Genomic DNA, 15,377 nt, shown 5'->3' with positions numbered 1-15,377 from the left:
CGGTGCGGCCACGGCCGCACCCCGTCAGAAGGAGGATCGATGAACGATGTCATCCACAGCGACGACACCGCGAGCTTCGGACACGCCAGGGATGGTTTCGGGCGCATCGTCGGGGACTTCGCCGGCCATGCGGAGATGGCCGGGAACAGCTCCGCCGGGCCGGCGGCCACCGGAATGATGGAGGAGGGCAACACCTTCGTCCAGCAGGAACGCCAGGGCCGGGACCTGCTCGGCCGGTTCCTCGCGGAGACCACGCGCGGTCTCCAGGGGTACCAGAACGCGGTCGGGGCCATCGGCCAGGAGTACGAGAACGTGATCGCGCTGAACGACGCCACCCTGCGCCGGTTGATCCAGCCCGGCGGCGCCCCGGCGGACATGGACCCGATGTTCGCACGGCCCGGGGTGCTGCCCCCGGCCGGACCCACCCCCGGAGGGAACTGATGGCCGGTACCGACTACAACGCGAAGTACGGCGTCACCTCGGCGACGACCCTGGACGCGCTCGAACAGGCGCTCAACCAGCTGGTCGCCGTCGCCGAGTCCGAGCAGGGCCGGGTCGGTCCGCTCGAGACCGCGAAGACCATGTGGACCGAAGGCGGACGGGCCGTGATGACCGCGGTCGAGGGCCTGCCGAGAACGTCCTCCGAGCTGCTCGCGACCTGGCACAGCGAGGCCGACTCCTCGCTGTTCGAGTCGTCCGTCCAGCGGTCCCAGTCGTCGCTGTCCACCGCGCACGGCAACATCGCCGGTGGTGCGGGCCCGAGCCAGAACGGTGGCGTCACCGCGATGCTGCAACCGGTGATCACCAACATCACCCGGACCGGGGCCGAGGCGGGTCAGGTCCGGGAGGCCGCCATGACCCAGATCCGGACCGCCCGGTCGATCGCGAAGAACCTCTCGTCGGAGATCGGCGCGACCCGGTCCGCGACCGAGATCGAGAACGAGTACGTCGACCAGATCCGGCCGACGGTCGCCCAGCTCGGCCGGTCGCTCAACCTGCTCGGCACCATCTACGAGGCGTCCGGCCGGGAGATCCTGGCCGCCGCGCAAGAGCTGAAGTGGGACGGTCCGGGTGAGGCCGGAGCGGCTGCGCCCGGCGGGAACAACGGCCGGTCCGCGGGTCCGGGCAGCACTGGTCCGGGCAGTGCGGGGCCGGGCGCGGGTGGTCCCGGCGGTGCTGCGGGCGGAGGCCCAGGTGGAGCAGCCGGCGGCGCCGGAGGTCCCGGCGCCAGCGAGGATCTGGCCGGTGCCGCCGGCGGTGCCCCGCCGGGTGGTGGTGCTGGTGGAGCTGGAGGCGCGGGTGGCGAGTTGCCCGCGTTGCCGGGCGGTGGGACCGGCCTGGCCGGGAACACCGGGCTGCCGACGCTGCCCAAGCCGCCGACCGGGCTGCCCAACCTGCCGCCGGTGGCGCCGCCGCCCAGCGGACTGCCGGTACCGCCGCCCGGCGGGCCGGCCCTCCCCCCGATCGGCCCGAACGGACTCGGCAACGGGACCACGGGCAAGCTGCCGCCGCTCCCGCCGCTGGGCAAGGGCGGCGTCGGTGGTGGACTCGGCGGTGGTGGCGGCCTCGGTGGTGGTGGCGGCCTGGGCGGTGGTGGCGGGCTCGGCGGTGGTGGCGGCGCCGGTCGCGGGATCGGTGACGTCGGTGCGGGCAAGACCGGCGGCGACCAGCCGATTCCCCGCGCGGGCGACCAGACGTCCGCCCAGGCCAAGCCCACGGTCGGCCGTCCGCCGACCGCACCGACCTCCCTCGGTTCCGCAGCGGGCGGTGCGACCACCGGCGCTCCCGGTGGTACTCCGCCGCCGATGATGCCGCCGGGCGCGATGGGCGCCGGTGCGGGCGGTGGCGGGCGCGGCGCCAAGCCGGGCGCCGGGGCGATCCGCCCGGTCAACCGCAAGCGCAAGTCCCAGGAGGACGAGACGCCCGGCGTCCCGATCGGCCTGCGCGGCAAGGCCGGCCGCTCGCTGCCCGGCGCGTTCCCGATGCTTCCGGCCACCAACCGGCGGCGCAAGGACGAGCGCGAGAAGCCGGCCGAGACCCTCCAGCTCCTCGACGAGGAACTCTGGAAGGTCGAAGAAGCCGAAGCCGCCGAACAGCAGAAGCGCGTCGGCCGCCTCGCCACCTGACCGCCCAGCACGGAAAAAATCCGGCCCGGACATCCACCAGGTGTCCGGGCCGGATTCGTGATCCGTCGGCCGGGGTCAGACCCCGCCGAGCTCGTTGCCTCTGCTGACGTGCGGCGCGGACGCCGTACCGGGCGACGTCTGGGCGGCCGCGACTGGTGCGGTGGTACCGGGCGAGGCGATCCCTCCGGTGGCTTTGTGCAGCATCGCCTCGTTGTGGCGAAGCACCACCGAGTCCCACCCCTGGGAGCGCGCCGAGGCGGCCAACTGCAGCCATCTCGTCTCCGCCGGGGAGGCACCCGCCGCCGTCAGGGCCGCTTCGAACTCCGGAGCGTCGGCGTCGCGTGCCTGCCAGTTGGCGTCGCCGATCGCGAGCAACCGCTTCGCGTCTTCCGGTGAGTCCAGCGCTGTCTCCACGACCTCCGTCACCGCGTCCTCGTACGCCCGCTGCCAGGCCTGGTTGCCGTACACATGCAGGACGGGCCGAGGATCCGCACCGGTCGCCGGTGACGGGACAGCCGGAAGATCACCTCGCGCGAGGGTCGCCGCGATGACAGGGTCGACGTAGCGGCGGGTCACCTCGGGGGGCAAAGCTCGACCGGCGTCCACCGTCTGGGAGAACTCACCGCGGGCAACGAACCCACGGGCCCACCACTGTTCCGGCGGATCCTCCGCGTTGTCTGCCTCGAGGGTGGCGGCGGTCACTCGCCAGTTCATCGGTACGCTGCCGTCCGACAGGTAGCGGCCGACGGCGCTGTCGGCGACGACGAACCGCGTGACGTCCTCGTCCGGCATCCCACTCGCTCGCTCCATCCGGCCATGCTAGTGCCGCGCCAAGGCCAGGTCCGGTGGCTTTGGCGCCGCTACACGGCAGGGCGTACCGCGGCGGTCGGGTCGAGGCTGCTGCCTTGGGGGATGCGGGCGACCAGTTGGGCCGGGATGCGGATCGGCTCGACGTCCTTGTAGCCAAGGGTTTCGAGGAGCTGGGGATCGGCCAAGGGGTACGCGCGGCCGAGGTCGGTGACGACGGCGACCGTGCCGGACCTGGCCTGGTCGGAGGGCATCGCTTCGACGATCGCGGCGGCGCCTGGTTCGACCAGGATGCGGTCGGCGAGAGCGGTACCGAGGGCTCCTCGTTTCGCCGTCGCGGCAGCCGTGTCGCGGGCGGGCATGGCGGCGTCGAAGGTCACCGTCGGTACCGTGTCGCCCGGTGCGTAGGCCGCGCATACCGTACCCATCCCGTTGCGTGGGGCAACGAAATTCGGGCGGGTCCACGGGGCCTGGCCCTCGTCGGCGCGGGTGGGCGGCGGATCGGCGCGGCCCAGCGAGAGCAGGTCCAGCTGGATCGCGGTCGGCGCCTTGCCACCGTACGCCGCGGTGATCGGGCGGTAGGCGCGCTGGATGTCGTACTGCAGCGCGCTGATCGGCCGGAGCCGGTCCTTCGACGCCAGGTAGTGCTGCCGGGCACCGCTCGACGTGGTCACCTCGAACAACTGCCCGATCTTGGTCTGCCGGGTCTCGATCGCGGACGACGGCTTGCCCACGCCGCTGACCGCGATCGGCGCGATCGGCTCGCCGTCCGGGAGCGCGGCGACGAAGGCCGAACCGACCCGGGCCCACGGTTCCGAGCCGAGGGCCAGGCCGACCGTGGTGGTGTCGGACTTCTGGATCCGGTGCCGGTAGCCCTTCCAGAGCAGGTACTGGTCGCCGGTCTCCATCACCTCGACCAGCATTGCGTGGTCCAGCATCGCCTGGTCCCGGGCCGGCCGCGCGCCGACCATCAGGACCGACTCGCTCGCGGCCGCGCCGGCCACGTCCAGGGCCGGTTCGGAGCACAACGTCCAGCCTCCGGTGAGCAGCCGCTTGCGATCCGGCAGGGCGTCGGGCGCGTCCTTGATCCCGATCAACGGCCCCCGCGGTACGTCGGCCAGCGAGCGCCGCGAGACCCGGCGGACGTCGCTGTGTTTGCCCAAGGCAAGCAACGCGGAGGTGTAGTTGGTGACCGGGTGCAGATGCCCGTCGACGAACACGTACCGGGTCCCGGTCTCCTTCTCGACCACGACCACGTCGCCGCCGGCCCAGGCCTTGTTGCCGCCCGGCACGATCAGCCCGTACACCCCGGCCACCACCAGCGCGAGGACCAGGATCACCGCACTGCCGATGGCGGCCGCGATCGGCCGCTTGAACGGTGGCTGCTCCGGATCGGTCTCGCGGGTGACGAGTGCCGAGACCATCCGCTGGACCGAGAACTGGTGGGACTGGAGCTGGTCCTTCCTGGTCGCCATCTCAGCCGCCCCAGCCCCGGACCACGCCGTACAGGCCGAGGACCGCCGCCGCCACCGGGATCAACGCCAGCACGACCACGATCTCCAGCAGTTCGGCGTACCGGCTCAGGTACGGGCTGGGCCGCCGGTTGCTGTAGCGCAGGCCGAAGAAGATCGCGAGGGCCGCGAGCAACAACACCGCCGGGGCGATCACGGCGACCGGGTCGGTGAGCCGCCGGGTCAGCGGTCCGAGGATCAGCCCTGCCGCGCCGATCACCCCCGGGATCAGGAGCAGCAGCCGCTGTTTCACGATCGGGTACAACCTGGTCCGCAGGAACGCCCCGGCGCTCAGCAGGCCCACCAGGATCGTCGCGGATCGGGTCTCGGCCAGGACCAGCAGGATCTGGCAGACGGACAGGACGACCATCAGCCCGAGCAACATCCCCGTCAGCAGACCGTCCGCGCGAACCACAGCTCCGTACACCTGCTTGCGTGGTGGCAGCGGATCATCGCGGACCAGGTCGGCCGTGGTGCGCGGCAGGATCGGCATCGGCAAGCGCCCCAGCCGCAACGCGAGCGAGGCGAACAGCGGCGAGAAGCCCAACAGGGCCGCGCCCAGGATCGCCGCGACGTCGGGGCCGGTCAGGGAGTTGGACGTTCCGATCCAGCCCCCGATCACCCCGAGGACCCCCGTGCTGACCGCGCCGATGAACAGCACCGCGCCGTCCACGACACCGAGATAGCAGCCCGCACCCGCGAGCATCAGCGCGGCGCTGCCGGCCAAGATCTGCGGCGCCCCGAGAGCCGGCCACGGATCCGCACCCGCCAGCAGGAGACCACCACCGGATGCCCCACACAGCAGCGCGAGTCCGCCGGCCATCGCCCCAGCTCCGGAATCGCCGACCACGCGGGCCAGAGCGACGGCCCCCGCGATCAGCAGCAGCGCGGTCACCAGCAACCAGGCCGCCGGTTCCTGCCAGGGGGCGCCGAGCCGCAGGATCGACGCGACGACGACGAGCAACGCGGTCGCGGCGCAGGCGAGACCGGAGATCCTGGTGTGCCAGGGCGACCAGACCGCGCCAAGTCGCCCGGAGCCGGAGGCGACCGCGTCGACCAGGTCGTCGTACTCGAGCTCGGGCCACTCCAGGTGACGCTGGACCAGGTGCAGGATCTCGCCGTCCCGGATCCGGTGCGAACCGAGACTGCGACCCAGGGCCAGTTCGGCCCCGTCCGCGCGGCGCAGGACCCAGCCGCCCCCGGGGGCGCCCTCGTCGGCCAGGTGCTCGCCGGCCTTGGTCAGGACGCCGGGGAGCACCTCGGCGACCGACGACTGCTCTGGCAGCGCGAGATCGAGCCGGCGGTTCGGGGTGGCGATGGTGACGCGAAGCAGACCGGTGATGTTCATGGCGCCCTTCCGTGGATCCACGCTGAGTTGGGCCGGCGAAGGCCCGCTTTCACTGTCCGGGGCCTCTTGGTGGTCGGGAGCAGGCTGGCCGTTAGCGGCCATCGGGTGCTGCCGGGTCCGGACCGGTGCTGGACCCCTTCTGGACCGGTTCGAGATCCGCGCGACAGGTTCCTGCCGTTCCCCGTCCCGGCGGGGTGTACGGCACCTACGCTCGGCTGGACGACGGAGGAGGTGGCCGTGGCGAGCACGGAGCCGCTGTTGGTGCCGATCGGGCACGACGTGGGCGCGCTGTACACCGACGAGGGCGGGCGCCGCCAGCAGGTCCGCGCCGGCCTGGACCTGGTCGAGCTGGCCGACCCGGAGTACGTCGTCTGGTTGCTTGCCCATGGCATCGACGACGCCGATCGGCCGACCCGGTCGTCGGTAACGGCCACGGCCGCCCGGCTGGAGCTGACCGCGGACGACACCGGCGCCATCACCGATCGACTGGTCGCCGACGGCCTGCTCGCCGAGCTGGATCCGGAGGCCGAGTCCGCCGTCGAGTTCGCCCGGGGCCATCAGCTGGTCCCGCTGCTGATGGGACTCGGGCCGGACGCCGGCGAGGGCACGCTGCAGGCGATCGGGCTGTACGGCCGGCCGATCGCGCAGGTCTCCGGCGCGGTGTACGACGTGTGGGCGTGGTCGCATCTGACCCCGCAGCTGTGGGTCGGCTGCCAGGACGCGGCCGAGGTCGCTCGCCGGGTCGGGGTGACCGCGCCGGCGGAGATCGAGGCGCGGGCCGTCCTGACCGGGATCCTGAAGTCGGTCCACGGCCTGCTCTGTGTCCGGGCCGCGTACCTCGACCGGCGGGAGTTCGCCTGATGACCACGACCGTGCACACCGCCACCCTCTTCCCCATCGGCCACTACACGGGTCGGCGGATTGGCGAAGACGGCAACCCCGCCCACACGATCCGGATCGGCTGGCGGCACCACCGGCTGGACGAGGACGCCTTCGGTACCTGGGTGCTCGCCCACGGCGTCCCCGACCGGGGCAAGGCGGCCTGGACCGAGGACGACGTACTCCGTGAAGCCGGGGAGGCGGGGATCCCCGCGGCGGACCACCTTCGGACCTTGAGCGCGGCCGGGTTGGTCGCCTCGGTGGCCGACGATGCCGAGGAGTTCGCCCGGGCGCATCGGATGGGGGTGCTGTTCGTTGGTCTGGGCAACAGCCCGGAGATGCCGGACCAGTTCGCGATCGGGTTGCCCGGGTTGGGTACGGTCGCCGGCGTCGACCCCGACAGCTACGAGCTGTGGCAGTGGGGATCGGTGACGCCGACGCTCTGGCACAGCTGCGAGCTGCGCGCCTCGGTGACGAGCCGGCACGAGCAGACCGTCTCCGCACGGGAGGCGCTGATCGACGTGCTCGGCGACCTGCGGCTGCTGATCGCGAGTGGCTGCGCCTACCTCGACATGGCGACGACCGAATGAACCACCTGGACCGCGTGCGTCGTGAGCCAGGCCGTCGTGATGACTGAGCGGCGACGGCGCTCGCCGCGACCGGACTGCGATCGGATGCGATGATGACGACGATGGCCGAGATCTCGCCCCAGTCCCTGGTCCCGCGTGCCGACGGCCCGGTCGCCGCCCTCTTCCTGATGGCACCGCGCGCCGGCGGCAGGACGGCCGCGCTCAAGGTGTACCCGCGCCCGCTGGACCGGCGGACGTACCACGGCATCGAGGTCGAACAGGCCAAGCTGGCCGAGCTCCGCACCGTCCGGTCGATCCTCACCGTGGACGCGCTGGAGGAGCTCACCGACGGACGCACCGGGCTCCGGACCGAGTTCTGTCCGCAGTCGCTGCGGGAGCTCGTCGCCCGCGGACCGCTGCCGATCCGCGACGTGGTCACGCTCGGCCAGATCCTCGCGTCGGTCCTCGCCGAGGCGCACCCGCTCGGCCTGGTGCACGGCGGCATCACCCCGGCCAACGTGCTCGAACGCCCCGACGGCCAGCCCGTCCTCGGCGACTTCGGCCTGACCCTGCGGCTGCGTTTCCCCCGCGACCTCACCGCCGTCGCGGGATACACCGCTCCCGAGGTCCTCCGCGACGGTGAACTGTCCGAGCAGTCCGACGTGTACGGACTCGGCGCGGTCCTGTACTTCGCGCTCACCGGTCACGCACCGTTCTCCCCACGGACCGGCGAAAACGCGGGCGACGTGGTCCTGCGGGTCCTGCGCGACCCGGTTCCCGATGTCACCGGCCGGGACGTCCCGCGCGACCTGATCGAGCTGCTGCGCCGGATGATGGCGAAGGAGCCCGCCGACCGCCCGGACGCCGCCGAGGTGGTCCGCGTCCTCGAGTACCTGCTGACCGCCGTGGACGCACGCGGCGACGACAAGGAGCACGACTTCGACGACTTCAGCGACGAGGTCGCCGCGGTCCGCACGATGGACCACGGACCGTCGCCCGCGCCCCGGCCGGTGGCCCGAGTCGCGCCGCCCGCTCCTCAGCGGTCACGCCCCAAGATCCCGAAGGAACTGCTGATCGGGGCCGGGGCCGCAGCGTCCGTCCTCGCGGTGCTCGTGGTGATGGTGTGGCCGTCGGCCGGGGACGATCCCGACTCCGGCACGGCCCCGCAGGTCCCGGCCGCCTCGTCCAGCGAACCGGCCCGGCCCGAGCAGACGCCCACGTCCCCGGGGCCGACGGTGACTCCCGCGGTGCAGCTGGTCCTGCAACCCCCGCAGGACAAGGGCACCTCGGTGGTCCTCAAGTGGACCAGCTCGAAGCCGCTGACGTACGCGCTCAACATCGCCCAGCAAGGCGGTTCCGGTGCACAGACGACGTACCGCGGGTCGGGGACGTCGCAGACGGTCCAGGTGGTCCCCGGACTCAAGTACTGCTTCGAGGTCCAGGGAACCGACGGCACCGCGATCTACATCAGCGAGCCGCAACCACTCCGCGGCGCCACCTGCCGACGCCGCTGACCCAGGCCCGCCTCGACGATCGCCAGACCAGGCTCCGCAACTCCAGGGCGGCCTGCACGCGTTCGGTCCAGGGCCGGGTCCGCAGACCGCGCTTGACCTCGCGGACCCCGGACCACGCCCGTGCCGTCAGCTCCGCGTCCGGCGCAGCGCCTGACCACAACGCCAGGTCGACGCACTCGGCCACCGTCGAGAGACCGGCCGCGGCCCGCTGGTCGAGCAACTCGTCGGCCTCGTCGGACAGCTCCCGCACGGTCATCCCCGGGGCCACCGGGACGCCGTACGCGCGGAGCCGGTCGCGGACCTCGGACCACGCACCCACCACGCCCGCCGTCCCCTGCCGACGTCGCCGGATCGTTGCCCTGAGCCACTTTGCCGTCGGGACCCCGAGCAGCCAGAGCAGCAGCAACGCGCTGGAGGCCGCGAACAACCCGGCGACCGGGACGCCGAAGCTCCAGGTCCGCCCGGGCGGATCCGCGGCCGGCGGCGGCTCGACCTCGGGATCCTGGATCTGATCGGCCGGCGGGACCTCGGCGCGGGCCTGCTCGGTGACGTCCTCGGCACTGCCCGGGACCACCGGCTTGCCCGTCTTCGCTCGTCCGGACGGGTCCAGCGGCCACCAGCCGACTCCGTCGACGGCCACCTCGGGCCAGGCCAGGGCGTCGCCGTTGCGGACCGTGTACCAGCCGTCGGAGTCGCGTTCCGGCGGAGCCCGGAAGCCCACCACCAGGCGGGCCGGGATCCCGTTCGCGCGGGCCATCGCTACGTACGCCGCGGCGAACTGCTCGCTGGTCCCCGGCTCGCGGCCGATCAGGAACCGCTGCAACCGTGGCCACGAGTGCCCGGTCGGCAACGGGTCCGTCGCGGCCACGGCGTAGTTCGTGCGCAGGTAGTTCTCCAGCGCGAGCGCGGTCGCGAAGGTCGCCTGCCGGCCGGCCAGCGCGCGCTCGGCCAGCGCGGCCACCTCGTTCGGGATCGCGCCCAGGTCGCCGAGTCCGGCGGCCTCGGGGTCGACACCCGCGCGGAGCAGGAACTTCGCGTCCACCGACGGCTGGAACCAGCTCAGGGTGTACCGGTCGGGCGGCTCCGCGGTCATCAGCGTCCCGCCAACGGGTTCGACCAGCGGCTCGGTGGCGCCCTGGACCGCGGCGGGCAACGCCTGCGAGGGCAACCACGGCCCCTCCAGGTCGGCGAACTCGATCCGCGCCTCGCGCCGGGTGACCGGGACCCGGACCTCGGCCCCCGGATCCAGCTCCGACCCCAATCGCAGGAACGGTTGCCCGATCGTCCAGTTCACCCCGTCGAAGTCCTCGAGCGCGATCAGCCGCCATCGATCGACCGGCACGTCCGCGCGGTACCGGAACACCGGCTTGGCCGCGTTCGCCTTGGTCAGCCGACCGGCCAGGTCATCGAGCGGGCTGGTCTGCGGACCCTGCTGGGCCGACGAACTCTGCACCTTTTGCAGGGTGTACGGCGTCCTTCCCGCCGGATCGGCCGCGCTGACCGCCACCGCACCGACGATCGCGGCCACCACCACCGCGGCGGCTCCCGGGATCAACGCGAGAACGCGGACGCCGCGGCTGCGTGGGTCGGTCCGCGTCGTCGTCCTGCCCGGCCGCTCGGGAGCCACCAACGCGGCCAGCGCGATTCCGTAGCCGAGGGCAACCACCACGGCCGCGATGCCGGCTAGCGCCACGTACGCCTGGCTGACCCCGGCCAGGACGATCGCCGGCAGGAGCGGGACCAGCGCTGGGGTCCGGCCGAGCAGCTCGATCCCCAGCAGGCAGACCAGCAGCACCAGCATCGGGACGAAGACCAGCAGATCGGGATCAGGCCGGGCCGGCCAGGTGGACTCCAGGGTGAGCCGCCAGGCGCCGAGGCCGTGACTCAGTGAGCGCAGTGTGGAAGCGGTCGGCAGGCCGGCCATGGTGGTTGCCCAGAGCACCGTTTCGGTGATGCCCAGCAACCCGGCCACCACCAGCAACAACGGCCGCCACGGCGCGGCAGCCGGTACCGCGCGACACAGCTCGGTGACCGCGAAGGCGATCGCACCGAGTACGAGGATCGGCAGCAGCAAGGACCGTAGACCGAAGACGGGGGCGAAGCACAGACCACCGAGCACCGCCGCCCCGATCACCGCAAGTACGCTGCGCCGTGAGGTCACGAGATCACCCCGCTCCACTGCTGCAACGCCTCCCGCGCGTCGGCCGCGAGCACGACCCGGGCCCCGAGGATCGGCGCGATGCCGTGCACCGGGCCGAGTCCGAGCACGGTCACCGCGTTGTACCGGACGAGCAACGGGGCCAGGTCGTTCGCCGTCCCCCGGGCACCCGTGACGACGACGATCGCGCCACCGCTGGACGGTCCGGTGGTGAGGGCCGGGGGCAACAGTCCGGCCCGGTCGTCCCGCTGCTCGACGAGACACAGCTCGTCCAGGAACTGCCGAGGCGCCGCACCGCTCCCGCCGACGCCGAGATCCAGGCCGGCCGAGGTGAGCAGCCGGCATCGGTGTCCGGAGGTCGCGGCGGTGACGAGCACGGAGGCGGCGACCTCGACCGCCTCCTCGAACAGCTCGTCCGGCAACGGTTCCGACCTGGTGTCCAGCAGCACGGTGAGTCGCGGCTGGTCCGGGTCCACGTAGTCGCGGATCATCAGTTGCCCGGTCCGCGCGGACGCCTTCCAATGCAGGTGCCGGACCTCGTCACCGACGACGTACGGGCGCACGTCCCGCAGATCGGCCGAGCCGCGCAGCGAGTCGTCGGCGGTCCGGCCGATGTGGTGGTGCCGCGGCCGGCCCGCGACCAGGGTCCTGGTCGGGTGCCGTTTCGGGTGCACCCACAAGGTCGCTGTCTCGCCCGTGGCGACCCGGTTGCGGGCCAGACCGAGTGGGTCGTTGCGTTCCAGGACCAGCGGGCCGACCTCGATCCGGCCGCGCCGCACGGTCGGCAGCTCGTACCGGTACGTCGCCTCGGCGGTCGGCGCGAGCCGCCGGATCCGGACCTCGCGCTGCTCCGTCCCGGCGGCGTCGTACGCCATGAACGAGGATTGCCACCGATCCTGCGCGTTGCGGACCCGCAAGGTGGCCAACGCGGACCGGCCGCGCTCGACCCGATCAGGGGACAGCTCCCGCTGCACGCTCACCTGGGGCCGGCGAACCGTCAGCAGCACCGCGGCCACGATCGCGCCGAGCCCGAGTCCGCCGATCGCGCGGAACAACGCCCAGCCGGCCAGCTCGCCGACCACGTACGCGAGGATCGCGCCGGCCAGGACCGCGAATCCCCGTCCGGTCAGCCGCATACCGACCCGGCCCTCCTCATCAGGCCAGTCCGGCGCTCGCTGTCGGCGCGGGGATCTCGTCCAGCACCTCGTCCACGACCGAGGACGGCGGCCGCTGGCTCAGCTCCGCGTCGGGCGTGAGGACGAGGCGGTGAGTGAGGACCGACTGGGCGACCTGCTTGACGTCGTCCGGAGTGGTGAACGCGCGCCCGTCGGTCGCGGCGTACGCCCGGGCCGCGCGGACCAGGGCGATGCTGCCACGCGGACTCGCGCCGTACCGGACGGCGGAGTGCTCCCGAGTCGCCGCGACCAGCTTGACCGCGTACGAGCTGATGGCCGGGTCCACGTGGACCGAGCGGACGGCGGCGATCGCGTTCCGCAGGGCGGCCACGTCGATCACCGGGCTGAGCGACTCGGGCCCGATCCGGCCGGTGTCGCCGAGGACGATCCGGACCTCGGCGTCGTGGTCGGGATAGCCGATCGCGATCCGCATCAGGAAGCGGTCCAGCTGCGCCTCGGGCAACCGGTACGTGCCCTCCATCTCGATCGGGTTCTGGGTCCCGATCACCAGGAACGGGTCCGGCACCGCGCGGGTCACCGAGTCGACCGTGACCCGGCGCTCGGCCATCACCTCGAGCAGCGCGGACTGGGTCTTCGGGGTGCCGCGGTTGATCTCGTCCGCGACCACCACGTTGGCGAAGATGCCGCCGGGGTGGAACTCGAACGACTCCGAGCCCTGGTGGTAGACCATCACGCCGGTGATGTCGCCGGGCAGCAGGTCGGGGGTGAACTGGATCCGGTTCCAGCCCGCGTCGATACTGCGGGCCAGGCAGCGGGCCAGCGTCGTCTTGCCCAGGCCGGGCACGTCCTCGATCAGCAGGTGACCCTCGGCGAACAACGCGGTCAGCACCAGCCGGACCACCTCGGGCTTGCCGTGAATCACCCGCTGCAGGTTGTCCGCGACCAGCCGGTACGCCTCACCGGGCGGGATCGTCGCGCTCACGACGGCCACCGGAACCTGTTCGAGGTGATCTTGTTGCCGTCGGGATCGGTGGCGACCACCCAGACCTGCTGGCCGGGCGCGTCGGTGGCGAACCGGTCGTCGATGGTGATGTTGCCGTCGGCATCAGTTCTCAACGTCGCTCCCGGGTTGGACGGTTGCCACTGCGTGGTGTACGGCTGGAAGTTGTACCGCGTGTTCGGCTGCAGCCCAGTCCCCACGACCTTGATGAACGCACACCCCGGTGGTTCGCAGGCCTCGTCCCCGGATCCGTGGCTCGTCGCCGCGCCGCGCGAAGCGGTCAGCTGCGGCTCGGACGAGCTGCCGCCGGCATCGACGGCGCGGCTGGCCGTCTTGCCCTGGACTTCCTTGCCCGAGGCATCGCGGGTGACGGCCCACACCTCGACCAGGTACGTGTCGCCGTTGCTCAGCCCGGTGAACGTGTGACTGGTCGTCGTCCCGCTCCAGCTCTTGAGTACCGCGGGTCCGCCGATGCGGGCCTGGTACCGCACCAGGGTGCCGCCGTGCGTGTCCGGCCGGCTCCAGGTCACCGTGATCCTCTTGTCGCCGGGGCTGACCCGCAGCACGGGTGCGTCCGCGGCCCCGCCGGTCGGCACGATCCGCGCCGTACTCGCGCCCGGGCCGACGCCGACCCGGTTCGTCGCCTTCACGGTGAACACGTAGCCCGTCCCACCGGTGAGGCCGGTGAGCGTGACACTGCGGGCCGACGCGCTCAGCGTCCTGCTGCCGCCGCTCCAGGTCACCTGGTACTTCGTCACGGAGGCGCCGTTCGCGGCAGCGGCGTCCCAGCTCACGAACGCGGAGTTGGTCCCAGCCTTGCCCGAGACGGAACGCGGCGCGCCTGGACGTCCGGCTCGGACCACCGGCTTGGCCGGCGGACTCGGTTTGTCCGGCGTGGGCCTCGTGGTCGGCTTGGCCGGCTTGCGGGTCGGCGGCCGCTCGGTGGTGTCGTTCCCCGGCTTGTCCGGCGGGTCGGCCTGGGTCGGCCGGTCCTGCGGACGCCGGGGTGGTTCGGGCTTCTTGGTCTTCGGCGGGACCGGCGGTTCCTGGGTCTGCGGCGGCTGCGGCGGCTGGGTCGGCCGGGTCGTCGGGGCGACCTTCGGCCTGTCCGGCTTCGGCGACACCGGCCGGCCGGTGTCGCTGGTGTCGACCGCGGCCACGTCGCCACTGTCGTCGACCAGCATCACCTTCTCGCCGGAACGGTTCGCGACGTACAGCCGGGAGTCGCCGCCCCGGTACAGGCCGGCCTTGTCGTCCGGTCCGACCTTCGCCTTCGCCGACGGCGCCGGGATCGTCTTGGCGGCCCGCTCCTCGCCGTTGCGGTCCAGGGTGAGCAGGGTGCTGCTGGTGTCGTCGATCAGCGCGAGACTGGTCCCGGACGAGGCGATCCGCTCGTACTTGCCCTTGCGCAGCGGTTTGCGGATCGGCTCGGTGTCCGGTTTGCCGTCGGTGAGCTCGGTGGTGCCGACCAGGTGCAGCACGTTGGACCCGCGGTCGACGATCGCGAGCCGGCCACCGACGTCGTTGGCGGCGATCATCGCGTCGGCGCCGAGATCGGCCACCGGCAACGGGATCTGCCGGCCGAGGCCGTCGTCGTCGACCGCGTACATCTCCCGGCCGGTGGTGTCCACGAAGACGACCCGGTCGTTGCCGACGACCACCAACGATCCGCTGTGCCCGACCGGTACCTTCGCCGGGCAGGCGAGCCGCTCGGCCTCCAGCGTCAGCTGGCACAGCTGCCCGTTGTCGGGCCGGTGCACCCACAGCGTGCCCGCGCCGGTGACCACCGGCTGCCCCAGCTCGACGCCGACGTCGGCGACCGCGGGCCGGCCGGAGAAGCGCACGATCCGGCCGTTCTCCCGGTACACCGCGAACGCCGCCGCCCCGGCCTCCAGGCCGACCGGCAGCTCGTCGAGCGGTGCGGGGACGGGATCGCCGACCTCGAGGCTGGACTTGCCGAACTCGTACGTGCGGCCGCGGGCCAGGACATAGCCGTTCTGGTCGTTCTCGACGACCTGGGTGCCCGGACCCGCACCTGGCAACGGGATCTGGGTGTCGACGTTCTTGGTCTCGCCGTTCACGTGCAGGATCCGGCCGAGGGTGCTGTTGTAGATGTAGCGGCCGGGGTTGCTGAACGTCACCCCCGGCGCCGCGTTCCCGGCACCGGCCACCGCGATCCCGGTGACCGCGACGCACCCCGCCACCACCGCTGCCAGCGCGGCCCGGGCGCGGCGGGTCTCGGCAACGCGGCCGCGGCCGTCCTCGGCGGCACGGTCACGCTGCGTGAAGCGTCGGCGCAGCTCGGTGAACGGGTGCACAGCAGGAAGGC

General features: G+C 72.6%; 12 protein-coding genes. 5 read left to right on the top strand and 7 right to left on the bottom strand.

Annotated elements, in window-relative coordinates:
* Positions 1–39: 39 nt before the first annotated feature.
* Both FB561_RS12040 and FB561_RS12035 read left to right on the top strand, forming a co-directional pair.
* The gene (locus tag FB561_RS12040) at positions 40–441 is read left to right on the top strand and encodes a hypothetical protein (RefSeq protein ID WP_145806072.1); all 402 of its coding nucleotides are present in this window, start codon (positions 40–42) and stop codon (positions 439–441) included.
* Positions 441–2,126, top strand: a complete 1,686-nt coding sequence (locus FB561_RS12035) for a hypothetical protein (protein ID WP_145806070.1) — start codon at positions 441–443, stop codon at positions 2,124–2,126. Before FB561_RS12040 ends, FB561_RS12035 begins: the two co-directional genes overlap by 1 nt.
* A 75-nt stretch (positions 2,127–2,201) precedes the next feature.
* Here FB561_RS12035 and FB561_RS12030 read toward each other — a convergent pair whose 3' ends face one another.
* The 3 genes from FB561_RS12030 to eccD are packed head-to-tail and all read right to left on the bottom strand — an operon-like array spanning position 2,202 to position 5,792.
* A complete protein-coding gene (locus FB561_RS12030; protein WP_145806068.1) occupies positions 2,202–2,936 on the bottom strand; it encodes a hypothetical protein in 735 nt (244 codons plus the stop codon).
* Positions 2,937–2,986: 50 nt separating this feature from the next.
* Entirely contained in the window at positions 2,987–4,408 is a 1,422-nt protein-coding gene (gene eccB / locus FB561_RS12025) for a type VII secretion protein EccB (RefSeq protein WP_145806066.1), read from the bottom strand.
* Position 4,409: 1 nt separating this feature from the next.
* Positions 4,410–5,792, bottom strand: coding sequence for a type VII secretion integral membrane protein EccD (gene eccD, locus FB561_RS12020; protein ID WP_145806064.1), 1,383 nt, complete (start codon positions 5,790–5,792; stop codon positions 4,410–4,412).
* Between the two features lie 237 nt (positions 5,793–6,029).
* On the opposite strand from eccD, the gene FB561_RS37850 reads away from it, so the two are divergent.
* The 3 genes from FB561_RS37850 to FB561_RS12005 all read left to right on the top strand — a co-directional run bounded on the left by FB561_RS37850 (position 6,030) and on the right by FB561_RS12005 (position 8,754).
* Positions 6,030–6,653 carry a hypothetical protein gene (locus FB561_RS37850; protein WP_170284641.1) on the top strand — a complete coding sequence of 208 codons (624 nt, stop codon included), beginning with the start codon at positions 6,030–6,032 and terminating at the stop codon, positions 6,651–6,653.
* A complete protein-coding gene (locus FB561_RS12010; RefSeq protein WP_145806062.1) occupies positions 6,653–7,261 on the top strand; it encodes a hypothetical protein in 609 nt (202 codons plus the stop codon). Before FB561_RS37850 ends, FB561_RS12010 begins: the two co-directional genes overlap by 1 nt.
* A 101-nt stretch (positions 7,262–7,362) precedes the next feature.
* Positions 7,363–8,754, top strand: a complete 1,392-nt coding sequence (locus FB561_RS12005) for a serine/threonine protein kinase (RefSeq protein ID WP_170284640.1) — start codon at positions 7,363–7,365, stop codon at positions 8,752–8,754.
* Here the strand turns inward: FB561_RS12005 and FB561_RS12000 are convergent.
* Genes FB561_RS12000 through FB561_RS11985 form a run of 4 tightly spaced genes read right to left on the bottom strand, consistent with a single transcriptional unit; the run spans position 8,708 to position 15,366 of the window.
* Positions 8,708–10,888, bottom strand: a complete 2,181-nt coding sequence (locus FB561_RS12000; RefSeq protein WP_145806058.1) for a transglutaminase TgpA family protein — start codon at positions 10,886–10,888, stop codon at positions 8,708–8,710. The two genes, FB561_RS12005 and FB561_RS12000, sit on opposite strands and share 47 nt — an antisense overlap.
* A 23-nt stretch (positions 10,889–10,911) precedes the next feature.
* Positions 10,912–12,048 (bottom strand): DUF58 domain-containing protein, encoded by a 1,137-nt coding sequence (locus FB561_RS11995; protein WP_145806056.1) that lies wholly within the window; start codon positions 12,046–12,048, stop codon positions 10,912–10,914.
* Positions 12,049–12,067: 19 nt separating this feature from the next.
* On the bottom strand, positions 12,068–13,030 hold the full coding sequence (locus tag FB561_RS11990; RefSeq protein WP_145806054.1) for an AAA family ATPase: 963 nt from the start codon (positions 13,028–13,030) through the stop codon (positions 12,068–12,070).
* On the bottom strand, positions 13,027–15,366 hold the full coding sequence (locus FB561_RS11985) for a fibronectin type III domain-containing protein (RefSeq protein ID WP_145806052.1): 2,340 nt from the start codon (positions 15,364–15,366) through the stop codon (positions 13,027–13,029). The genes FB561_RS11990 and FB561_RS11985 overlap by 4 nt, the downstream gene beginning before the upstream one ends.
* Between the last annotated feature and the right edge of the window lie 11 nt (positions 15,367–15,377).

This window comes from Kribbella amoyensis, assembly GCF_007828865.1.
Taxonomy (GTDB): Bacteria; Actinomycetota; Actinomycetes; order Propionibacteriales; family Kribbellaceae; genus Kribbella; species Kribbella amoyensis.
The sequence above is the reverse complement of the archived record's forward strand: the minus strand, read 5'-3'. Positions and strand labels throughout refer to the sequence as shown.

Coding starts and splice junctions, on each gene's coding strand:
- eccB (WP_145806066.1), bottom strand. CDS start 4,408: ATGGCGACCAGGAAGGACCAGCTCCAGTCCCACCAGTTCTCGGTCCAG.
- FB561_RS12030 (WP_145806068.1), bottom strand. CDS start 2,936: ATGGAGCGAGCGAGTGGGATGCCGGACGAGGACGTCACGCGGTTCGTC.
- FB561_RS12005 (WP_170284640.1), top strand. CDS start 7,363: ATGGCCGAGATCTCGCCCCAGTCCCTGGTCCCGCGTGCCGACGGCCCG.
- FB561_RS12010 (WP_145806062.1), top strand. CDS start 6,653: ATGACCACGACCGTGCACACCGCCACCCTCTTCCCCATCGGCCACTAC.
- FB561_RS12035 (WP_145806070.1), top strand. CDS start 441: ATGGCCGGTACCGACTACAACGCGAAGTACGGCGTCACCTCGGCGACG.
- FB561_RS12040 (WP_145806072.1), top strand. CDS start 40: ATGAACGATGTCATCCACAGCGACGACACCGCGAGCTTCGGACACGCC.
- eccD (WP_145806064.1), bottom strand. CDS start 5,792: ATGAACATCACCGGTCTGCTTCGCGTCACCATCGCCACCCCGAACCGC.
- FB561_RS11995 (WP_145806056.1), bottom strand. CDS start 12,048: ATGCGGCTGACCGGACGGGGATTCGCGGTCCTGGCCGGCGCGATCCTC.